Annotated in this window: 17 protein-coding genes and 4 tRNA genes; 14 read left to right on the forward strand and 7 right to left on the reverse strand. The window is 69.4% G+C overall.

The genetic code is table 11. The features are described 5' to 3' along the window. Positions 1-178: 178 nt before the first annotated feature. From ASG87_RS04290 to dnaQ, 3 genes are read left to right on the forward strand one after another with little or no spacing between them, the layout of a single operon-like run. Positions 179-868, forward strand: a complete 690-nt coding sequence (locus tag ASG87_RS04290; protein WP_082582742.1) for a methyltransferase domain-containing protein — start codon at positions 179-181, stop codon at positions 866-868. 30 nt (positions 869-898) lie between these two features. Then, positions 899-1,342, forward strand: coding sequence for a ribonuclease HI (gene rnhA, locus ASG87_RS04295; RefSeq protein WP_056001338.1), 444 nt, complete (start codon positions 899-901; stop codon positions 1,340-1,342). Further along, positions 1,339-2,067 (forward strand): DNA polymerase III subunit epsilon, encoded by a 729-nt coding sequence (dnaQ, locus tag ASG87_RS04300; protein WP_056001341.1) that lies wholly within the window; start codon positions 1,339-1,341, stop codon positions 2,065-2,067. The genes rnhA and dnaQ overlap by 4 nt, the downstream gene beginning before the upstream one ends. On the opposite strand, the gene ASG87_RS04305 is transcribed toward dnaQ, so the two are convergent. The 3 genes from ASG87_RS04305 to ppsA all read right to left on the reverse strand — a co-directional run bounded on the left by ASG87_RS04305 (position 2,064) and on the right by ppsA (position 5,635). Then, complete coding sequence (locus tag ASG87_RS04305; protein ID WP_056001344.1) at positions 2,064-2,765, reverse strand: protein phosphatase 2C domain-containing protein; 702 nt, start codon at positions 2,763-2,765, stop codon at positions 2,064-2,066. The two genes, dnaQ and ASG87_RS04305, sit on opposite strands and share 4 nt — an antisense overlap. A gap of 292 nt (positions 2,766-3,057) precedes the next feature. Further along, a tRNA-Ser gene (locus ASG87_RS04310) sits at positions 3,058-3,147 on the reverse strand. 100 nt (positions 3,148-3,247) lie between these two features. Beyond that, entirely contained in the window at positions 3,248-5,635 is a 2,388-nt protein-coding gene (gene ppsA, locus ASG87_RS04315; RefSeq protein WP_056001347.1) for a phosphoenolpyruvate synthase, read from the reverse strand. Positions 5,636-5,858: 223 nt separating this feature from the next. On the opposite strand from ppsA, the gene ASG87_RS04320 reads away from it, so the two are divergent. Continuing rightward, positions 5,859-6,674, forward strand: a complete 816-nt coding sequence (locus ASG87_RS04320) for a pyruvate, water dikinase regulatory protein (protein ID WP_056001350.1) — start codon at positions 5,859-5,861, stop codon at positions 6,672-6,674. 19 nt (positions 6,675-6,693) lie between these two features. Further along, positions 6,694-7,161, forward strand: coding sequence for a DUF1249 domain-containing protein (locus ASG87_RS04325; protein WP_056001353.1), 468 nt, complete (start codon positions 6,694-6,696; stop codon positions 7,159-7,161). 62 nt (positions 7,162-7,223) lie between these two features. Here the strand turns inward: ASG87_RS04325 and ASG87_RS04330 are convergent. The 3 genes from ASG87_RS04330 to ASG87_RS04340 all read right to left on the reverse strand — a co-directional run bounded on the left by ASG87_RS04330 (position 7,224) and on the right by ASG87_RS04340 (position 7,536). Next, positions 7,224-7,300, reverse strand: a tRNA-Asp gene (locus ASG87_RS04330). 76 nt (positions 7,301-7,376) lie between these two features. Then, positions 7,377-7,452, reverse strand: a tRNA-Glu gene (locus ASG87_RS04335). Between the two features lie 8 nt (positions 7,453-7,460). Continuing rightward, a tRNA-Ala gene (locus tag ASG87_RS04340) sits at positions 7,461-7,536 on the reverse strand. Between the two features lie 168 nt (positions 7,537-7,704). On the opposite strand from ASG87_RS04340, the gene ASG87_RS04345 reads away from it, so the two are divergent. The 5 genes from ASG87_RS04345 (at position 7,705) to ASG87_RS04365 (ending at position 12,692) form a co-directional block, all read left to right on the forward strand. Further along, positions 7,705-9,471, forward strand: coding sequence for a cation:proton antiporter (locus tag ASG87_RS04345; RefSeq protein ID WP_056001359.1), 1,767 nt, complete (start codon positions 7,705-7,707; stop codon positions 9,469-9,471). Positions 9,472-9,642: 171 nt separating this feature from the next. Continuing rightward, positions 9,643-10,407: an FKBP-type peptidyl-prolyl cis-trans isomerase gene (locus tag ASG87_RS04350; protein WP_056001362.1), complete on the forward strand. Its 765-nt coding sequence runs from the start codon at positions 9,643-9,645 to the stop codon at positions 10,405-10,407. Between the two features lie 136 nt (positions 10,408-10,543). Then, the gene (locus ASG87_RS04355; protein ID WP_056001365.1) at positions 10,544-11,881 is read left to right on the forward strand and encodes a UDP-glucose/GDP-mannose dehydrogenase family protein; all 1,338 of its coding nucleotides are present in this window, start codon (positions 10,544-10,546) and stop codon (positions 11,879-11,881) included. A 2-nt stretch (positions 11,882-11,883) separates the two neighbouring features. Further along, a complete protein-coding gene (locus tag ASG87_RS04360) occupies positions 11,884-12,102 on the forward strand; it encodes a SlyX family protein (protein ID WP_200948986.1) in 219 nt (72 codons plus the stop codon). 20 nt (positions 12,103-12,122) lie between these two features. Beyond that, positions 12,123-12,692, forward strand: a complete 570-nt coding sequence (locus ASG87_RS04365; RefSeq protein WP_056001368.1) for a DUF2058 family protein — start codon at positions 12,123-12,125, stop codon at positions 12,690-12,692. Positions 12,693-12,822: 130 nt separating this feature from the next. On the opposite strand, the gene ASG87_RS04370 is transcribed toward ASG87_RS04365, so the two are convergent. Continuing rightward, positions 12,823-14,892 carry a 3-hydroxyacyl-CoA dehydrogenase NAD-binding domain-containing protein gene (locus ASG87_RS04370; RefSeq protein WP_056001371.1) on the reverse strand — a complete coding sequence of 690 codons (2,070 nt, stop codon included), beginning with the start codon at positions 14,890-14,892 and terminating at the stop codon, positions 12,823-12,825. Positions 14,893-15,047: 155 nt separating this feature from the next. Here ASG87_RS04370 and ASG87_RS04375 point away from each other — a divergent pair, with 155 nt between their 5' ends. The 4 genes from ASG87_RS04375 to ASG87_RS04390 all read left to right on the forward strand — a co-directional run bounded on the left by ASG87_RS04375 (position 15,048) and on the right by ASG87_RS04390 (position 19,535). Continuing rightward, positions 15,048-15,542 (forward strand): hypothetical protein, encoded by a 495-nt coding sequence (locus tag ASG87_RS04375; protein ID WP_056001374.1) that lies wholly within the window; start codon positions 15,048-15,050, stop codon positions 15,540-15,542. A gap of 13 nt (positions 15,543-15,555) precedes the next feature. Further along, positions 15,556-18,123, forward strand: a complete 2,568-nt coding sequence (locus ASG87_RS04380) for a bifunctional diguanylate cyclase/phosphodiesterase (RefSeq protein WP_056001377.1) — start codon at positions 15,556-15,558, stop codon at positions 18,121-18,123. 168 nt (positions 18,124-18,291) lie between these two features. After that, entirely contained in the window at positions 18,292-18,864 is a 573-nt protein-coding gene (gene rpoE, locus ASG87_RS04385) for an RNA polymerase sigma factor RpoE (RefSeq protein WP_157510877.1), read from the forward strand. Positions 18,865-18,881: 17 nt separating this feature from the next. Beyond that, positions 18,882-19,535, forward strand: coding sequence for a sigma-E factor negative regulatory protein (locus ASG87_RS04390; protein ID WP_157510878.1), 654 nt, complete (start codon positions 18,882-18,884; stop codon positions 19,533-19,535). Positions 19,536-19,611 lie beyond the last annotated feature (76 nt).

A 19,611-nucleotide genomic window follows, 5' to 3' on the forward strand; every position in this document is an offset into this window, starting at 1 on the left:
GCATCCGGCATGCGCGAAACCACCGACTATAGGTGGGGCGTTCCCCTGGCTCGTTAGCGGCTCGTTAATGCAGCGACCTGCGTTCAGCCGCGTGCGGCAGTTCATGCCGCCGGTGCGACCCATGCCCGCCAGCCGTTACACTTCGACTTTGCACCGACGCGAGCGAGTCGATCGACGCATGGCACAGCGCGACCACGACATCTACGCCAGCTTGCCGGTCCGCGGCCTGCTGGCCGAGGAGACGGCCGCGCTCGCGCCGGATCTGCAGCGCTGCACCGGCAGCCACGCCTTGCAGGTTTCCGCGGCCCGGCACGACTACCCGCCGGCATTGCCGATGCTGGGTGGCTGGGTGAGGCTGCGGCTGACCCGCGCCGGCTACGAGGGCGACCTGCGCGGCGACGCCGGCGAGCCGCTGCCGTTCGCGGACGATACGTTCGGCCTCGTCCTGCTGCGGCACGCCGTCGAGACGGCGCCGTCGGCCAGAGTGCTGCTGCACGAGGCGGCGAGGGTGCTGGCGCCCGGTGGCCTTCTCGCGCTGACCGGCGTGCACCCGTTCAGCGCCTGGACGCCGTGGTGGCTGTGGCGCACCCGCCGTAGCGGCCTGTCGTTGAGCGCGCCGATGGGGCTGGTGCGCTGGCTGCACGATGCCGATCTGACGGTCGAGCGTGTGCGGCGCGTCGGCAGCGCCCTGCCGGCCGGCTCGGGCGATGGCGGCCGTTCCCATGCCGGCCCGCTCGGCGGCGGCTACCTGCTGATCGCCCGCAAGCACCGCCGTGCGCAACTGCCGGTGCGGCTGCGACCCAAGGCGATAAGCCATCCCGTCGGCGCCGGCCTGGCGCCCGGTGCGCGCCGCAGTTCGGCCGCCTGAGATTCCCGACGAATACCTTTGCGAGTGAGCATGACCGAAGTTGAAGCGTTTACCGACGGCGCCTGCCTTGGCAACCCGGGGCCGGGCGGCTGGGCCGCCCTGCTGCGTGCCAGGGGCACCGAACGGATGCTGGCCGGCGGCGAGCCGGCCAGCACCAACAACCGGATGGAGCTGATGGCGGCGATCGGCGCGCTGGAGGCGCTGACGCGCCCCTGCAAGGTGCTGCTGACCACCGATTCCCGCTATGTGATGCAGGGCATCGAGGAATGGGTGCCGAAGTGGCGCGCCAATGGCTGGCGCACCGCCGACAAGAAGCCGGTGAAGAACCAGGACCTGTGGCAGCGGCTCGCCGCCGCGGCCGGACGGCACCAGGTGCGCTGGCAGTGGGTGCGCGGCCACAATGGGCACGCCGAGAACGAGCGCGTCGACCAGGCGGCCCGCGAGCAGGCCGAGCAATTCAGGGGCAGCGTATGAGACAGATCGTACTGGACACGGAAACCACCGGCCTGGAGGTCCGCCAGGGCCATCGCCTGATCGAAATCGCCTGCGTCGAGATGATCGAGCGGCGCCCGAGCGGGCGCAACTACCAGACCTACCTCAACCCGCAGCGCGCGATCGACGAGGGCGCCCGCCAGGTAACCGGCATCGAGGACGAGTTCCTGCTCGACAAGCCGTTGTTCGCCGACGTGGTCGAGGAGTTCCTCGCCTTCATCGACGGCGCCGAGCTGATCATCCACAACGCGAGCTTCGACATCGGCTTCCTCGACGCGGAACTGGCCAGGGCCGGCGCGCACCTGGGACGCATCGGCGACCGCTGCAGCGTGCTCGACACCCTGGCGATGGCGCGCGAGCGCTACCCCGGGCAGCGCAACAGCCTGGACGCGCTGTGCAAGCGCCTGGGCGTGGACAATTCCCACCGCGACCTGCACGGCGGCCTGATCGACGCGCAGTTGCTGGCCGACGTCTATCTCGCGATGACGTCCGGCCAGGTCGCGCTCGACCTGGGCTTCGACGCCGCCGCCGAGCAGGACAGCAAGGCCGCCATCGGTCCCATCGTGCTGACGCGCCGGCCGCGGGTGCGGCTGGCCGATGCGCAGGAACTGGCCGCGCACGAAAGCCGCCTGGATGCCCTGGACAAGTCGGCGGCCGGTGGCAGCCTGTGGCGGCGGGAGCCGGTAGAGGCCGGGACGGTCGCCTAGCTGACCCTCGCCAGCACGGCGGTGACGTTGTCGTCGGCGCAGCCGTCGAGCGCCGCGAGCAGCAGGTGGTCCACGCATTCCTGTGCGGCCAGTTCGGTGCGGGAGACGATGCGGGCGAGCGCGTCGTCGCCGAGTGATTCGGTGAGCCCGTCGCTGCACAGCAGGAAGGCCATGCCCGGCTCCAGCCGGCCCCGCGACATGCCGATGTGCAGTTGCTGGGGCGCGGTGATGCCCAGGGCCTGGGTCAGCACGTTGCGCTGGGGATGCTGGGCGGCAAGGGCAGGGTCGAGCTGCCCCGCGGCCACCAGTTCCTGCACCAGCGAATGGTCGTGGCTGACCTGGCGCAGGCCGTTCTTCCAGAGGTAGACCCGGCTGTCGCCGACCCAGGCGATCTCGTAGCCGTCGCCGTCCAGGTGCAGCGCGGCGATCGTCGTGCCCATCGGCAGTTCGTTGATGCCCTCGCGCGACTGCGCGATCAACCGCTCGTCCGCGCGCCGCACCGCGTCGATCAGGCTGTGGCCGCGCGCCAGCAGGTCCACCAGGGTGTCGCGCGCCAGCGCCGAGGCGACCTCGCCATGCTGGTGGCCGCCCATGCCGTCGGCGACCAGGAACAGCCCGAGCGCCGGATCCGCGTAATAGGTGTCCTCGTTGCGCGCGCGGCGCAGGCCGACGTGGGTTCCGTGTCCGAATTCGATCATGGGCGGTCTGGCAAAACAGATGGCGGCAGCATGCCGGATGTGGGGGGATTGCGCAAAAACACGATGCGGTGGGGATTTTCTGGACGACGCAGTTCTGGACCGGACGGTTTGCTGCCGGACGGCACGTCGTGCGGACCGGCGCACGAGGTCCATCGCGATCGGTGCTCTTCGCGTCATCGGGCGCGCGGCGGACAGCCTTGGCCTTCGTTCCGGAAAGAGGCGGCGACCGCAGGTTCCCCCGGGTCCGTCGCGCCGGAAAGCAAAACGCCCCACGAGGGGGCGCTTGGCTTTCTGGCGGAGAGGGTGGGATTCGAACCCACGGTACGCTTACACGTACGCCTGATTTCGAGTCAGGTACATTCGACCACTCTGCCACCTCTCCGAAAGGGTCGCGTGGTCTGCGCGAGCCGGCAAGTCTACGCGGTGCCCGCGGCCGTGACAAGCGGGCGGATGCCGGCCTGCCAAGGTCGCGGGGAACGGCCTCAGCCGGCCTTTTTCTTCGCCAGCCGCAGCCAGGTGTCGACCACGGTGTCGGGGTTCAGCGACACCGATTCGATGCCCTGGTCCATCAGCCACTCGGCCAGGTCGGGGTGGTCGGACGGGCCCTGGCCGCAGATGCCGACGTACTTGCCCTTGGCGCGGGCGGTCTTGATCGCCATCGCCAGCAGCTTCTTGACCGCCGCGTCGCGCTCGTCGAACAGGCCGGCGACGATGCTCGAATCGCGGTCCAGGCCCAGGGTGAGCTGGGTGAGGTCGTTGGAGCCGATCGAGAAGCCGTCGAAGATGTCGAGGAACTCGTCGGCGAGCAGGGCGTTCGACGGCACCTCGCACATCATGATGATCTTGAGGCCCTGCTCTCCGTTGACGCTGCCACCCTGCTTCAGGCCGTTCTTCGCCAGCACCTCGACCACCTTGCGGCCTTCGCCCAGCGTGCGCACGAACGGGATCATCACCCAGACGTTGTCCAGGCCCATCGCCTCGCGCACGCGCTTGACCGCCTTGCATTCCAGCCCGAACGCCTCGGCGAAGCTCGGATCGACGTAGCGGCTGGCGCCGCGGAAGCCGATCATCGGGTTTTCCTCGTGCGGCTCGTAGCGCGAGCCGCCGATCAGGCCGGCGTATTCGTTCGACTTGAAGTCGGACATGCGCACGATCACCGGCTTCGGGTAGACCGAGGCGGCGATGGTGGCGATGCCCTCGGCGAGGCGGTCGACGTAGAACTCGACCGGACCGGAGTAGCCGGCGATGCGCTCGTCGATCTTCGCCTTGGTCTGCGCGTCCTGCTTGGCGTATTCGAGCAGCGCCTTGGGATGCACGCCGATGTGGCTGGCGATGATCATTTCAAGGCGGGCCAGGCCGATGCCCGCGTTGGGCAGCAGGCCGAAGTCGAACGCGCGCTCGGGGTTGGCCACGTTCATCATGATCTTCAGCGGCGCCTCGGGCATGTCGCCCAGGTCGGCGGTGATGCGCTCGAACTTGAGCAGGCCCTCGTAGATCGTGCCGGTGTCGCCCTCGGCGCAGGACACGGTGACGTCGGCGCCGTCCGGGATCAGCTCCAGCGCGTTGCCGGTGCCGACCACCGCCGGCACGCCCAGTTCGCGCGCGATGATCGCCGCGTGGCAGGTGCGGCCGCCGCGGTTGGTGACGATGGCCGCGGCACGCTTCATCACCGGCTCCCAGTCGGGGTCGGTCATGTCGGCGATCAGCACGTCGCCGTTCTGCACCTTGTTCATGTCGGCCAGCGAGCGGATCACGCGCGCCTTGCCGGCGCCGATCTTCTGGCCGATCGCGCGGCCCTCGGCGAGCACCTTGCCTTTCTCGCCGAGCTGGAAGCGCTCGAGCTGGGTGGCGTGGGCGCGCGACTTCACCGTCTCCGGGCGGGCCTGCACGATGTACAGCTTGCCGGTGTTGCCGTCCTTCGCCCACTCGACGTCCATCGGGCGGCCGTAGTGCTGCTCGATGACCAGCGCCTGCTTGGCCAGCTCCTGCACGTCGTCGTCGCTGATGCAGAAACGGTTGCGCAGCCCGGCCGGGGTGTCCTCGGTCTTCACGCGTTCGCCCGGCGCGCTGGAATAGACCATGCGCAGTTGCTTGGCGCCGAGGTTGCGGCGCAGCACCGCCGGCTTGCCGGCCTTCAGGGTGGGCTTGAACACGTAGAACTCGTCGGGGTTCACCGCGCCCTGTACGACCATCTCGCCGAGGCCGTAGCTGCCGGTAACGAACACCACGTCGCGGAAGCCGGACTCGGTGTCCAGCGTGAACAGCACGCCGGAGGCGCCCACGTCCGAACGCACCATCAACTGCACGCCGGCGGAGAGGAACACGTCCTCGTGCTTGAAGCCCTGGTGCACGCGGTAGGCGATGGCGCGGTCGTTGTAGAGCGAGGCGAAGACCTCCTTCACCTTGTGCAGCACGTCGTCGATGCCGACCACGTTGAGGAAGGTTTCCTGCTGGCCGGCGAACGAGGCGTCGGGCAGGTCCTCGGCGGTGGCGGAGGAGCGCACCGCCACGGCGATGTCGTCGGCGCCGGCGTCCTTGCACAGCTTGGCGTAGGCGTCGCGGATCGCCTGTTCCAGCTCGGCGGGCAGGGCGGTGTCGACGATCCAGCCGCGGATCTCCTTGCCGGCGGCGACCAGGGTGTCGACGTCGTCCACGTCGAGCGCGGCGAGGCGCTCCTGGATGCGCTTGGCCAGCCCGCTCTTTTCGAGGTACTGCTGGAAGGCATCGGCCGTGGTGGCGAAGCCACCGGGTACGGAGACGCCCAGCTTGGCGAGGTTGCCGATCATCTCGCCCAGGGACGCATTCTTGCCGCCGACCTTGCCAAGGTCAGTCATGCGCAGTTGGTCGAGCCAAAGCACCAGATCGTTCAAGGGAGTCTCCTCAAGAGCTCGGTAGGTAGGCCAGGCATGGCGGCGGAAGGCCCGCCACAAAGACTGGTATTGTCCGCTGTCCATGGTGCATGGCACAAGATGACCATTGCCTCCGATGGGCCGTGCCAACGGCATACCAGTCAGGCGGGAGTCAAGCGAAGACAGCCTTTGCGGCTTGCGCTAAGGTGCCGGCTGGCACCCCGAGGCAGGCGGCACGCATCCTATGCAGCGAACGGTTTTCTTCATCTCCGATTCCACTGGTATTACCGCGGAGACCATCGGCAACTCGATCCTCGCCCAGTTCGAGGGCATCGAGTTCGACAAGCACCGCCTGCCGTTCATCGACGACGCGCACAAGGCCGAGGCGGCCGCGCTGCGCATCAAGACGCGCTACGCGCAGACCGGCGAGCGGCCGATCGTGGTCAATACCATGGCCGACCGCACCCTGTGCGATATCGTCGCGCAGAGCGGCGGGCTAATGCTCGACGTGTTCGCGCCGTTCATCGGGCCGCTGGAGGACGAGCTGGGCGCCAAGCGCACGGGCCTGGTGAACCGATCGCACGGCCTGGTCGATTTCGACAAGTACGAGGCACGCATCAACGCCACCAACTATGCGCTGTCGCACGACGACGGCATCGACGTGGACTACGCCAAGGCCGACCTGATCCTGGTCGGCGTGTCGCGCTCGGGCAAGACGCCGACTTGCCTCTACATGGCCTTGCATTACGGGGTTAGCGCCGCCAACTATCCGTTGACCGACGACGACCTGGACAAGCTCGAACTGCCGTCGCGGCTGCGCCCTTACAAGGACCGGCTGTTCGGCCTCACCATCGACCCGCAGCGGCTGGCGCAGATCCGCGAGCAGCGCCGCCCCGGCAGCCGCTACGCCACGCTCAAGCAATGCCGCTGGGAGCTGGAACAGGCCGACCGGCTGATGCGCCAGGCCGGCATTCCGTGCCTCAATACCACCCACGTGTCGATCGAGGAGATCGCCAGCAAGATCTTCGACCGCTTCGGTATCGAGCGGACCATGTTCTGACCAGGAGTCCACCGCGTAGATGAGTGCCGTGCTCGACAACCGCTCCGCCCTGCTGCCGGGACGCTTCGGCTTCCTGATGGGGCTGTATGCGGAGAACTACCACCGGCTCGCCCGGCTGTTCGCGCCGCAGCGGCTGGAGCCGGGGCAGTACGTGTCGAGCGTGGACGACGGGCTCGACGTGCACCTGCAGATCCAGGAGCGCCACCCGTACACGCTGGAACTGGAACTGACCTACGGCTTCGTCGATGCGCATACCGGGCATCGCTCGCCCTCGGCGCAGTTGCGCATGTATACCGATGCGCACGTCGCCGAAGCCCTGCATTGCCATCCGGGGCGGCACCTGTGGCAGGTGCTGGGGCCGTTCCCGCCGGCGCACAGCGTGCTGCAGCACCGCCTGCGGATGAACGGGTTCCTGTCGCGCTGGCTGGAATACCTGGCGGAGCAGGGCCATTCGGCCGGTACGCTGGAGCGCGTCGAAACGGATTGAGCGGCAGCGCCGCGGCGAATCGCAGGCAACAAAAAACCCGCGCGAGGCGGGCTTTCCGTTGGTGGCGGAGCGGACGGGACTCGAACCCGCGACCTCCGGCGTGACAGGCCAGCATTCTAACCAACTGAACTACCGCTCCACATTTCCTGCAACAGTCTTGCTACTTCATACTTCCAGCTTGAACCTGGTTCGCATCGCTGCGATTGCGGCCAACTTGGCGTCCCCACGGGGATTCGAACCCCGGTCGCCACCGTGAAAGGGTGATGTCCTAGGCCTCTAGACGATGGGGACGGATAAGTTGGTGGAGCCAGGCGGGATCGAACCGCCGACCTCCTGCATGCCATGCAGGCGCTCTCCCAGCTGAGCTATGGCCCCGCCGCTGGAAGCCGCAAAGAATAGGAGCGGGTCACACATCCGTCAAGCGTTTTTTCACAACTTTTTTCGTCCGCCGCGCGGCGGGCGAGCGCGTCGTCGGAAAGCCGTCGCCGGAACGTGCGCCACTTCGGTTTAAGCTGATCGCCAACGACACGTTCCGGGGACTGCATGCACGACATCGGCTTCATCCGCGACCTTGCCATCGTGATGATCGTGGCTGGCGCCACCACGGTGCTGTTCCAGCGATTGCGGCAGCCGGTGCTGCTCGGCTACATCCTCGCCGGCGTGCTGATCGGCCCGCATACGCCGGGCGTGCTGATCGCCGACGCGCGCGCGATCAACGACATCTCGAACCTGGGCGTGGTACTGCTGATGTTCACCCTGGGCCTCGAGTTCAGCGTGCGCAAGCTGCGCCAGGTCGGCATGGGCGTGCTGGTGGCGACGGCGGCCGAGGTCGGCTTCATGATGTGGGTGGGCTACGGGCTCGGCGAGGCGTTCGGCTGGAAGGGCATGGACGCGGTGTTCCTCGGCGCGATCATCGCGCTGTCCTCGACCATGATCGCCACGCGCACGCTCGCCGAGCGCGGGCACCGGCGGCTGCCGTTCGCGCAGATGGTGGTGGGCATGCTGGTGGCCGAGGACATGCTCACCATCGTGATCCTGACCATGCTCAGCGCGGTGGCGATCAGCGGTACGGTGGCGGCCGATACCGCGCTGGCCGTGGTCGGGCACCTGGGCCTGTTCGTGGTGGCGGGGATGATCCTGGGTCTGCTGCTGCTGCCGCGGCTGGTCGACTACGTGGCGGGCTTCGGGCGCAGCGAGACGCTGCTGGTCAGCGTGCTCGGCATCTGCTTCGGCGCCAGCCTGCTCGCGGCGTGGATGGGATTCAGCGTGGCGCTCGGCGCCTTCCTGGCGGGCGCGGTGGTGGCCGAGGCGCGGAACGCGGGGCGGGTGGTGCACCTGGTGGAGCCGTTGCGCGACATGTTCGCGGCGCTGTTCTTCGTGGCGATCGGCCTGAAGATCGATCCGGCGATGCTGGCGCAGTACGCGCTGCCGGCGCTGCTGATCGCGCTGGTGGTGATCGTGGGCAAGACGGTGGCCTGCAGCGTCGGCGTCTTCATCCTGGGCAACGATCCGCGCTCGTCGATCCGCACCGGCCTCAGCATGGCGCAGATCGGCGAGTTCTCGTTCGTGATCGCCACCCTGGGGCTGTCGCTGGGCGTGGTCAGCGACTTCATCTACCCGATCGCGGTGGCTGTCTCGGTGGTCTGCATGGCCTGCTCGCCGTACCTGGTGAACCACGCCGACCGGCTGGTCGACGGCCTGAGCTTCGTGACGCCGCGCTGGGTGCGGCTGCTGGCGATCAGCTACAGCAACTGGCTGGCGAACCTGGCGCCGGTCGACGAGAACGCGGTGATCGCGGCGATGCTGCGCCGCCTGCTGTGGCACATCGCGGTCAACGTGATGCTGGTGGTGACCCTGTTCGTGATCGGCGCGTACGTGAACGCGCACAACTGGGCCTGGTTCACCAGCCTGGGCATCAACCGCGACCTTCGCCACTCGCTGATCTGGGCGTGCGCGCTGTTCCTGTCGCTGCCCATGCTGATCGCGATCTACCGCAAGGCGGAGGCGCTGGGCATGCTGCTGGCCGAGCTGGGCATCCGCGAACGCTTCGCCGGGTCCTATACGCATGCGATCCGCAGCGTGCTGGCGCGCCTGATCCCGCTGGCGACCCTGCTGCTGCTGGCGGTGCTGGTCGGCGCGCTCGGTTCGGCGATCCTGCCGCCGCGCGGGGTCGCGATCTCGCTCGGCGTGGCCGGCGTGGTGGCCGCGGTGGTGCTGTGGCGCGGCCTGGTGCGTATGCACGCCCGCTTCCAGGCGGCCCTGAAGGAGACCCTGGACAAGCCGCTGGCCCCGCCGGACAAGCCGGATTGACGCAACCGTGACCTGGTCGCGGGTTGGCGAAGTGAACCTTTACGGGGATTGCGGGTCGGAGCGTCCGTGTCGTTGCCAAGACCACCAAAGGCGCCGCACAATGCTAGGCCTGCCTCCATCGGGGAGGGCGCGGCCGGCATGCCGGCATTTCATACACGAGGGAGTTTTCGAATGAAGCATTTTCTGCGTCCCACGCTGACGGCGGCTTCGTTGGCCGTTGCGCTGGGCATGTCCGCCGGCGCCTATGCCCAGGCCGCCAAGTCTTCCGCCGCCCCTGCCGGGGTCGACAAGACCAAGGCCAGCTACGTGGTCGGCTGGGACATGGCCAGCCAGCTGCCGCCGCTGGTGCGCGCGGAGATCGATCCGGCAACCGTGGCCCGTGCCGTGCAGTCGGCGCTGTCGGGCCAGAAGCCGACCATGACCGAGGCCGAGGCCAAGACCGTCCGCGACGCCTTCGTCGCCAACCTGCAGGCCAAGGCCAAGGCCGAGTACACCAAGGTCGCCGCGCAGAACAAGAGCGAGGGCGACGCCTTCATCGCCAAGAACAAGTCGGCGCCGGGCGTGAAGACCACCGCCTCGGGCCTGCAGTACCAGGTGATCAGCCAGGGCACTGGCCCGCGTCCGGGTGCGAACGACACCGTGCAGGTCAACTACACCGGCACCTTCGTCAACGGCGAGAAGTTCGACGCCTCGGCCGACCATGAAGGTGGCGGTCCGGCTTCGATCCCGCTCTCCGGCGTGATCCCGGGCTTCCGCGAAGGCCTGATGCTGATGCAGACCGGCGGCCACTACAAGCTGTTCATCCCGTCGAACCTGGCCTACGGCGCGCAGCCGCAGAACGGCTTCCCGCCGAACGCCACGATCATCTTCGACGTGACCCTGGTGAAGACCGGCCCGACGCCGGCCGGCCAGGGCGCTCCGCAGGGCGGCAAGTAAGCTTTCGCCGCAAGCGGTCGGGTACGGCAGAGGGCGCGAAGCGATTCGCGCCCTCTTGCTTTGTGGCGGCGAGCGGTGCCCGGGCAGGGAGGCGCCTGCTAGAATCCGCGGTTGTTTCGATGGGAACTGACGCGACATGAAGGTCACCATTTTCGGCACCGGCTACGTGGGCCTGGTCACCGGCGCCTGCCTGTCGGAGATGGGCAACCACGTGGTGTGCGTGGACGTGGAGGCGGGCAAGGTCGAGCGCCTGAAGCGCGGCGAGATGCCGATCTACGAGCCAGGGCTGGAGCCGATCGTGCGGCGCAACCATGCCGCCGGCCAACTGGATTTCACCACCGAGGCGACGCCGGCCATCGCCCACGGCGAGGTGGTATTCATCGCCGTGGGCACGCCGCCGGACGAGGACGGCAGTGCCGACCTGAAGTACGTGCTGGCGGTGGCCAAGACCATCGGCCAGCACCTGGACCGCTATACCGTGGTGGTGAACAAGTCGACCGTGCCGGTGGGCACCGCCGACCGGGTGCGCGAGGCGATCGCCGCCGAGCTGGCCGCGCGCGGCGCGGCGATCGGGTTCGACGTGGTGTCCAACCCCGAGTTCCTGAAGGAAGGCGACGCGGTGGAGGACTGCCTGCGCCCGGACCGCATCGTCATCGGCAGCTCCAGCGAGCGGGCGGTCGGCCTGCTGCGCAAGCTGTATGCGCCGTTCAACCGCAACCACGAGCGCACGGTGGTGATGGACGAGCGCTCGGCCGAGCTGACCAAGTACGCCGCCAACGCGATGCTGGCGACCAAGATCAGCTTCATGAACGAGATCGCCAACATCGCCGAGCGGGTGGGTGCGGACGTGGAACTGGTGCGCCAGGGCATCGGCTCGGACCCGCGCATCGGCTACCACTTCATCTACCCCGGCGCCGGCTACGGCGGCTCGTGCTTCCCCAAGGACGTGCAGGCGCTGGAGCGCACCGCGCGCAGCGTCGGCTACGAGGCGCGCCTGCTCGGCGCGGTCGAGGCGGTGAACCACGACCAGAAGACCAAGCTGTACGAGCTGATCGCGCGCCACTTCGGCGGCGAACTGAAGGGCCGTACCGTCGCGCTGTGGGGGCTGGCGTTCAAGCCGAACACCGACGACATGCGCGAGGCGTCCAGCCGCCGCCTGATGGAGGCGCTGTGGGCGGCCGGCGCGAAGGTGCGCGCGTTCGACCCGGAGGCGCGCGAGGAGACCCGGCGGATCTACGGCGAGCGGGCGGACCTGGTGCTGTGCGAGCATGCGTACGAGGCGCTGGAAGGGGCCGACGTGCTGGCGATCGTCACCGAATGGAAGGCGTTCCGCAGCCCCGACTTCGCGCGCATCCGCGCGGCGCTGAAGGAGCCGGCGATCTTCGACGGCCGCAACCTGTACGAGCCGGCGGCGGTCGAGGAGGCCGGGCTGGCCTACTACGGCATCGGCCGCGGGCGTTCGCTGAGGTCCTGAACATGTCCGGCGATACCCTGGAGCAACGCCTGAACGAGCTGGAAGTACGGCTCACCTTCCTCGACGACACGGTGAACGCGCTGGCGACCGCGGATGCGGAGCAGTCGCTGCGCATCGAGGTGCTGGAGCGGACGCTGCGCGACCTGCGCAACGAGCTGTCCTCGATGCGTGCGTCGCAAGGGCACGATGCGCACGACGAACCGCCGCCGCCGCATTACTGAAACGACGAACGGACAAGAACATGGCCGATTCCCTGCGCGATCAGCTCCTCAAGAGCGGCATCGTCAAACAGGTCCGCGAAGAACAGCGCCCGGCCTCGCCGCCGGGCGGCAGGCAGGCTTTTCGCCAGGGCAAGGCGCCAGCCGGCGGCAAGCCGAAGGGCGCGCGGCCGCCGCGTTCGCAGGAAGAGATCGACCTGGCCAAGGCCTATGCGATCCGCGCGCAGGCCGAGGCCGCCGAACGCAAGCGCGCCGAGCAGGAGGCTGCCGAGAAGGCGCGCCTGAAGCGCGAGCAGAAGCAGAAGATCCAGCAATTGCTGCAGGGCCGGGCGCTCAACAAGGCCGACGGCGAGCAGGTGCGGCATTTCGAATACGCAGGCAAGATCCGGCGCGTCCACGTCGATGCCGCGCAACTGGCGGCGATCAATGCGGGGCAGATCGGGGTCGTGCAGCAGGGCGGGCGTTACCTGCTGGTCGGCCGGGACGTCGCCGAGCAGGTGCGCGCGATCGATCCCCACCAACTGGCCCTGCTGGTCGACCCGGGTGCGGTGGATGTCGCCGACGATGGCGTCCCCGACGACCTGATGTGGTGAGGCCGCCGACGCCGGATCGGTATCGAAGTGCGCGGTTGGCGTTCCTGGCGAGGCGGCAGCTTTCTTCCTGAGGCCGCAGGCGGCACGCGACCGGTCGGGTTTCGCGCGCCGTCGCCGCTGCAAGACGGCTTCAGGTCGAAGCGTTGCCTGTGGCGGGGGGCGTCCGAAGCGCCGGCGCGTCCCAGCCGTGCTTGGGCGTGAAGCGTTCGCCGTAGCGTTCGGCGAGCCTGGTCAGGCGCTCCATCAAGGCGTCGGCGCCCTCGCTGCGCACATATTGGATCGGGCCGCCGCGGAACGGCGCGAAGCCGGTGCCGAAGATCACCCCGGCGTCGAGCAGGTCGGCGTCGTCTATCACGCCGTCGGCGAGGCAGGCCACGGCCTCGTTCACCATCGGCAGGATCATGCGGTCCTGCAGGTCCGGCGAGGCGGCGTAGTCCGGATCGACCTCGGGCTTGCGCGGCTTGCCGTCCTCCCACACGTAGAGCCCCTGGCCGTCCTTCTTGCCGCGCTTGCCTTCCTGGACTTCCAGCCCCGGCGGAAGCTCCAGGCCCAGGAACGGGGCCAGCTCCTTGCCGACCGAGGCGCATACGTCGAGGCCGACGGTGTCGGCCAGCTCGATCGGGCCCATCGGCATGCCGAATTTCTTCGCCTCGCGGTCCAGTACCGGCCCCGGCACGCCTTCGCCGTACAGGCGCAGGGCCTCGAGCAGATAAGGCATCAGGATGCGGTTGACCAGGAAGCCCGGCGTGCCCTTGACGGCCACCGGCAGCTTGCCGATCGCCTTGCAGAACGCCAGCGCACGCTTCTCGATGGCCGGATCGAGGCGGTCGTGGCGCACCACCTCGACCAGCGGCATCTGGGCGACGGGGTTGAAGAAATGCAGGCCGAGGAAGCGCTGCGGCGCCTGCAGCCCCTTGCGCAGCTCGTCCAGCGCGATGCTGGACGTGTTGCTGGCGAGGATCTCGTCGGCCTGGAACTGCGGCTCGATCTTCGCGTAGAGCTGCTCCTTGGCCTCGGCGTTCTCGTAGATCGCCTCGATCGCCAGGTCCGCCTTGGCCACGCCCTGGCCCTCGATGTCGGCGCGCAGCCGGGCCATGGCCGCGTCGACCTTGTCCGGCGCCTTCAGCTTCTTTTCGTAGAGCTGCCGCGCGCGGTCCAGCGCCGGCTGGACGTACTTCATCTCGCGGTCCTGCAGGGTCACCTGGAAGCCCTTGAGCGCGGTCCAGGCGGCGATGTCGCCGCCCATCACGCCGGCGCCGACCACGTGCACGTGCTCGATGCCGTGCTCGACCCCGCTGCCCTGGCCCTTCAGGCGCTCCTGCAGCAGGAACACGCGGATCAGGTTGTGCGCGGTCGGCGTCTGCGCCAGCTTCGCCACCGAGCGCGCTTCGAGCTTCAGGCGCTGCTGGATGCTCGGGCCGCCACGCCTCCACACGTCGATCAGCGCGAACGGCGCCGGGTAGTGTTCCTTGCGCACCTTGGCGGCGGTCTGCTTGACCACCGTCGGCGCCAGCAACTGGCGCACCGGCCACAGGTTGGTCGCCCAGGCCTTGGCGCGCTGGGCCAGCGGGCGGGGCTGCGGGCGGCGCAGCAGCACGCGCGCCTCGGCCAGCAATTCCTCCGGCCGCGCCAGCCGGTCGACCACGCCTAGGGCCAGGGCCCGTTTGGCCGACAGCGCCTTGCCGGTGAGCATCACCGGCAAGGCGTCGGTGGCGCCGATCAGGCGCGGCAGCCGCGCCGTGCCACCCCAGCCTGGATGGATGCCGAGCATCACCTCGGGCAGCCCGATCCGGGTCTTGTCGTCGTCCACGGCGATGCGCTGGCGGCAAGCCAGGGCCAGCTCGGTGCCGCCCCCCATGCACGCGCCGTGCACGGCGGCGACCGTGGGGCAGGGCAGCCGGGCCAGCGCCTCGTAGACGCGCTGGCCGTTCTCGATGTTTTCCAGCACGGTGCCCTGGCTGGCGTAGCCGACGAATTCCTTGATGTCGGCGCCGACCGCGAAACCGGATGGCTTGGCCGAATGCACGATCACGCCGGCGGGCTTCTCGATCGCCAGGCGCTCCACGATCTGGCCCAGTTCGTCCAGCACGGCGCGCGAGATCGCATTGACGCCGCTGCCGGCGCGATCGAGTGCAAGGGTGACGATGCCGCTGTCGTCCACGCTCGTCTTCCAGTGGTTGAAGCGCAGTCCTTCGAACATGGGATGTCGGGCATGAGAGAGGGAGGCTGAACATACCGCTCCGCCGCGGCGAATGCGAGCCACGGACTGTCGCAGTTACGTCATCGCGGCGAATGTCCCGGCACGTGAACCGTGACTATTGCGATTCGCCCGGGAGTGCGCAAACGTAGCCGCCGATGACTTCCCTCATGGCCTCCGCTCCGCCCCAGGCGGGCACCGAGATCCTCGATCGCATCCTCGCCGCGCCTGCCGGCCTGGTCGTGCTCGAGAGCGGCGACAGCCAGTCGCTGATCGCGAATTTCCGCGCCATCGCCCGGCACAGCGGCCAGGCGATCTACCTGTGGCAGCCTGACAGCGGCCTGGGCAACCTGCGCGAGGCGCATGCCCGCGTCCCGGGCTGCCAGCGGCTGGGCAGCGCGCTGCGCTACATGCAGCAGAGCATGCATTTCGGCGTCTACCTGCTGCTCGGGCTGGAATTGCCGCTGTCGGCGATGGACCACACCCTGCTGCGCCAGCTCGCGCGCCCGACCACCGGGCACCTGCGCCGGGTGGTCCTGCTCGATCCGCCGGCGGCGCTGGTCGAACACCTGGGAGAACTCGCGCTGCACCTGCAGGGCCCGGCCAGCGCGCCGCAGCGGCCGCGCCTGCGCGACGGGCGCTGGGTCACCTGAGCCGGAGGCGCGCATGACAGCCGGCATCCTGATCGTCGCCCCGCAGCGGGATCTGCGGCGGACCCTGTTCGACACGCTCGACCGCGAGGGGCAGGACACCATCCATACGGCGCGCGGCCTGTCGCATGCGGCGATCCTGCTGGACGGTCGCACGCCGCTGAGCCTGGTGGTGATGGCGTTCGGCGGCGACGAGGCCGAGGCGCGGGACGGCTGCGAGCAGTTGCGCCGTATCCCGGCCTGCGCCGAGGCCCCGCTGATCGCCGTGCTGGCCGACGGCGCCGCGGTCAAGCCGGGGCAGTTGCCGGGCGACGTCTCGGACTGGCTGCACGCGGCGCAGATCGGCAACGAGCTGGTCGCGCGCTGGCGCGGGCTGAGGGGGCAGCCCGCGCTGCCCGTTCCCGCCATGGCGGACCATTACCGCTTCGCCTTCGAGGAAGACGACAGCGAATGGCTGATCGTCGACCCGCACAGCGAGCGCCTGCTCGAGCTGAGCCCGGCGGTGGCGCGGCACAGCCACCTGGACGCCGGCGCCCTGCTGCGCCTGCCGCTGCACGAGGTGCTGCGCTTCGAAGGCATCGCCATCGAGCAGGTGCTCGAACAGGCCGACCGCCGCTGGCATGCCTGCCAGCGGCGCAGCCGCCAGGATGCCGACACCGGCCAGGCCAGCGCCCGGCGGGTCCGCCACGCCGGCCGCGACGCGGTGGCCCTGCTGTTCCGCAGCGACCGCGCCGACATGCGGGCGGAAGCCGCGCTGGCCCTGCTGTCGCGCATCTTCGCCGCGGCCGGCGGAATGGACACGCATCGCCTGGCGGCCCGCCTGCTGCTGGACGAGCTGGGCCTCGACTACCTGGCCCTGTGGTCGGCCCGCCCGGAAGAAAGCGGCGCGCCGACCCTGCTGCTGCAGTTGTGGCGCGGCGACGAGCCGCCGGCCCTGCTGCCGGCGCAGCAGAGCTCGCTGCGCCGCGTGCTGGACGGCAAGACCATGCTGCACCCGGGCGATGCCCAGCGCCTGGCCGCGGTCGATCCGCTGCTGGAGCAGCTCGGCCTGGTCGGTTTCGCCGGCCTGCCGCTGTTCGACGAGCGGCGCACGGTGCTGGGCGCCCTGCTGGCCGGCCGCCGCGCGGCGCTGGGCGACATGGAGATCATCGAGCCGGTGCTGCGCTGCGCAGCGGCGCGGTTCGCGCACACGCTGGAACTGCGCCGCACCCGCGAGCAAGGCCGGGCGGAGGGGCTGCTCGACGCGCTGACCGGCCTGCCGAACCGGCTGCTGTTCAACGACCGCCTCGACACCATCATCCGCGAGGCCCACCGCACCGGCGAGTGCTTCGCAGTGCTGTTCGTCGACCTGGACCGCTTCAAGCACATCAACGACAGCTACGGCCACGCGACCGGCGACCACGTCCTGAAGTCCGTCACCGAGCGCCTGTGCGGCAGCATCCGCGCCTCGGACACGGTGGCGCGCTACGCCGGCGACGAGTTCACCGTGGTGCTGCGCCACATCGTGAAGAACGAGGACGTGCTGCGCGTGGTGGAGAAGATCGTGAAGGTGATGGAGGCGCCGCTGGCGATCGAGGGCGGCAAGACGCTGCAGGTCACCGCCTCGATCGGCGTGAGCTTCTTCCCCGACGACGCGCCCGACGCGGAGACCCTGCTCAAGCACGCCGACGAGGCGATGTACGCGGCCAAGCACTCGGGCCGCAACAATTTCCAGATCTACGAGATGAGCCCCGAGCATGCCCAGCAGCAGGACGTGGCGCTGCGCTCGCGGCTGCGCCATGCCGAACGCAACGGCGAACTGCGCGTGGTCTACCAGCCGCAGGTGGACGCCGGCACCGAGGACATCGTCGGCATGGAGGCGCTGGTGCGCTGGGAGCATCCGGAGCTGGGCCCGATCAGCCCGGGCGTGTTCATCCCGCTGGCCGAGGAGACCGGGCTGATCGTGTCGATCGGCGAATGGGTGCTGCGCACCGCCTGCCGGCAGGCGCAGGCGTGGGAAAGCGAGTACGGCCTGCGCCTGCGCCTGGGCGTCAACCTGTCCGCGATGCAGTTGATGGAGGCCGACCTGCTGAACACGGTGGCGACGGTGCTGCGCGATACCGGGCTGGACCCGGGCCTGCTGGAGATGGAGGTCACCGAGAGCATCAGCATCAAGGACGTGCCTAACCTGGTGGAGAACCTGCACGGCCTGCACCGCCTCGGCTGCCGCATCGCGATCGACGACTTCGGCACCGGAGCGGCCTCGCTCGACTACCTGCGCAAACTGCCGGCCGACCGCATCAAGATCGACCAGAGCTTCGTGCGCAACATCGGCATCGACCCGGACGACGAGGCGATCGTGCGCGCCACCATCGAGATGGCGCACCGTCTCAAGCGCGGCGTGGTGGCCGAGGGAGTGGAGATCGAGCAGCACCTGCAGTTCCTGCGTGCGAACCAGTGCGACGAGTTGCAGGGCTACCTGTTCAGCCGCCCGCTGACGCCGCTGAGCTTCGGCAAGCTGCTGGCCGAGCGCCAGCGCCTGTTCGCCCAGCCCGGCATCGCCGGCTTGAGCGCGGACCGGCCGGCCCCCATTACCATGGCCTGAGCGCGCCGCGCGGAACCGCCTGCGGCTCCGCGGGCGCACGACGCGGGGGAGGCGAGACCCGGCCTTCCGCGTGCGGACTGAACTTGGGCGCGCAAACCCTGTCTCAGCCTGTTCACATCCGGCGGGGGCTCCGAAGCAGTGGCGGCAGCGATGAGGGAGACGGCCCGGATGGGCGAGAACGAACTGGATGGCGCGCTGGTCGAGCGCGTCCAAAACGGCGACAAGCGGGCCTTCGACCTGCTGGTGCGCAAGTACCAGCACAAGGTGATCGGGCTGGTGTCCCGCTACGTGAAGAACTACGCCGAATGCGAGGACATCGCGCAGGAGGCGTTCGTGCGGGCCTGGCGGGCGATCGGCTCGTTCCGCGGCGACAGCGCCTTCTACACCTGGCTGTACAAGATCGCCGTGAACACGGCCAAGAACCACCTGGTGGCGATGGGCCGGCGCCCGCCGAACGACGACATCGCGGCCGACGACGCGGTTTTCGCGGCCGGTGCCGAACGCATGCAGGAAAGCGCGACCCCGGAGCGCGAGCTGATGCGGCAGGAAATTGAACGAACCGTGTTCGATACTGTCCAAGCCCTGCCCGAGGAGCTGCGGACGGCCATCACGCTGCGCGAGGTGGATGGCCTCAGCTACGAGGAAATCGCCGAGGTGATGCAATGCCCCATCGGCACGGTGCGCTCGCGCATCTTCCGTGCACGCGAGGCGATCGACCAGAAACTGCGGCCGCTGTTGTGAAGCCGCGAGGACCGGACATGACTGAAGCCCATCGTGAACACCTTTCCGCCGGCATGGACGGCGCCCTGTCGAAGGAGGAGCTGCGCTTCCTGCTGCGCCGCTTCGAGCACGACGCCGGCCTGTGCGAGGCATGGTCCCGCTATCACGTCGCGCGCGACGGCCTGCGCCGGCAACTGCCGCCGCTGGCCGCGGAGGGGTTTGCCGAGCGCGTCATGCAGGCCATCGGGCAGGAACAGCGCCCGGCGGCACGCCGTTCGCACTGGCTGCGCTGGTCCGCCGGCGGGGCGATCGCCGCCAGCGTGGCGGCCGCGGCCCTGATGCTGGCCCAGCCCGGCGGCAACGACCGCGGGCGCGCCGTGGCGGCCGGCGGCACGACCGGCATGGACACCTCGCTGGCCGAGGGCGCCGCGCATGCGCAGCAGCCGGCCACGCCCGCGGCGGTGCCGCCGTGGCTGAGCGCCAGCTCGGTATCGCAGTACAGCCAGCGGGCCTCGGCGACGCTGGGCGATGCGTACGGCGACATGTCCCTGCCGTACGCGAACCAGCTTTCGCCGTACCGGCTGCAACGCGCGCACGAGCTCAACCGCGACGGCGCCTACCTGCTGCTGGTCGACCCGCGTCCCGCGGCCGTGCGGCCCGTTTCGCGCCAGGCCGCCGCCAGCGCACAGTGATGCGGCGCCGCGTGTGATCGCCGCGGTGGCCGTTCCCCCATGAAACCGTCTGCGCCGGCCCGGCTCCGGGCCGCGT

The sequence above is a fragment of the Frateuria sp. Soil773 genome (assembly GCF_001428405.1).
Taxonomy (GTDB): Bacteria; Pseudomonadota; Gammaproteobacteria; order Xanthomonadales; family Rhodanobacteraceae; genus LMSL01.

Excerpts from the sequence above, each read along its gene's own strand:
- ASG87_RS04390 (WP_157510878.1), top strand. The coding sequence starts at position 18,882 with ATGACTGAAGCCCATCGTGAACACCTTTCCGCCGGCATGGACGGCGCC.
- ASG87_RS04370 (WP_056001371.1), bottom strand. The coding sequence starts at position 14,892 with ATGTTCGAAGGACTGCGCTTCAACCACTGGAAGACGAGCGTGGACGAC.
- ASG87_RS04380 (WP_056001377.1), top strand. The coding sequence starts at position 15,556 with ATGACAGCCGGCATCCTGATCGTCGCCCCGCAGCGGGATCTGCGGCGG.
- dnaQ (WP_056001341.1), top strand. The coding sequence starts at position 1,339 with ATGAGACAGATCGTACTGGACACGGAAACCACCGGCCTGGAGGTCCGC.
- ASG87_RS04305 (WP_056001344.1), bottom strand. The coding sequence starts at position 2,765 with ATGATCGAATTCGGACACGGAACCCACGTCGGCCTGCGCCGCGCGCGC.
- ASG87_RS04375 (WP_056001374.1), top strand. The coding sequence starts at position 15,048 with ATGACTTCCCTCATGGCCTCCGCTCCGCCCCAGGCGGGCACCGAGATC.
- rpoE (WP_157510877.1), top strand. The coding sequence starts at position 18,292 with ATGGGCGAGAACGAACTGGATGGCGCGCTGGTCGAGCGCGTCCAAAAC.
- ASG87_RS04360 (WP_200948986.1), top strand. The coding sequence starts at position 11,884 with ATGTCCGGCGATACCCTGGAGCAACGCCTGAACGAGCTGGAAGTACGG.
- ASG87_RS04350 (WP_056001362.1), top strand. The coding sequence starts at position 9,643 with ATGAAGCATTTTCTGCGTCCCACGCTGACGGCGGCTTCGTTGGCCGTT.
- ASG87_RS04345 (WP_056001359.1), top strand. The coding sequence starts at position 7,705 with ATGCACGACATCGGCTTCATCCGCGACCTTGCCATCGTGATGATCGTG.
- rnhA (WP_056001338.1), top strand. The coding sequence starts at position 899 with ATGACCGAAGTTGAAGCGTTTACCGACGGCGCCTGCCTTGGCAACCCG.
- ASG87_RS04290 (WP_082582742.1), top strand. The coding sequence starts at position 179 with ATGGCACAGCGCGACCACGACATCTACGCCAGCTTGCCGGTCCGCGGC.
- ASG87_RS04325 (WP_056001353.1), top strand. The coding sequence starts at position 6,694 with ATGAGTGCCGTGCTCGACAACCGCTCCGCCCTGCTGCCGGGACGCTTC.
- ASG87_RS04365 (WP_056001368.1), top strand. The coding sequence starts at position 12,123 with ATGGCCGATTCCCTGCGCGATCAGCTCCTCAAGAGCGGCATCGTCAAA.
- ASG87_RS04355 (WP_056001365.1), top strand. The coding sequence starts at position 10,544 with ATGAAGGTCACCATTTTCGGCACCGGCTACGTGGGCCTGGTCACCGGC.
- ASG87_RS04320 (WP_056001350.1), top strand. The coding sequence starts at position 5,859 with ATGCAGCGAACGGTTTTCTTCATCTCCGATTCCACTGGTATTACCGCG.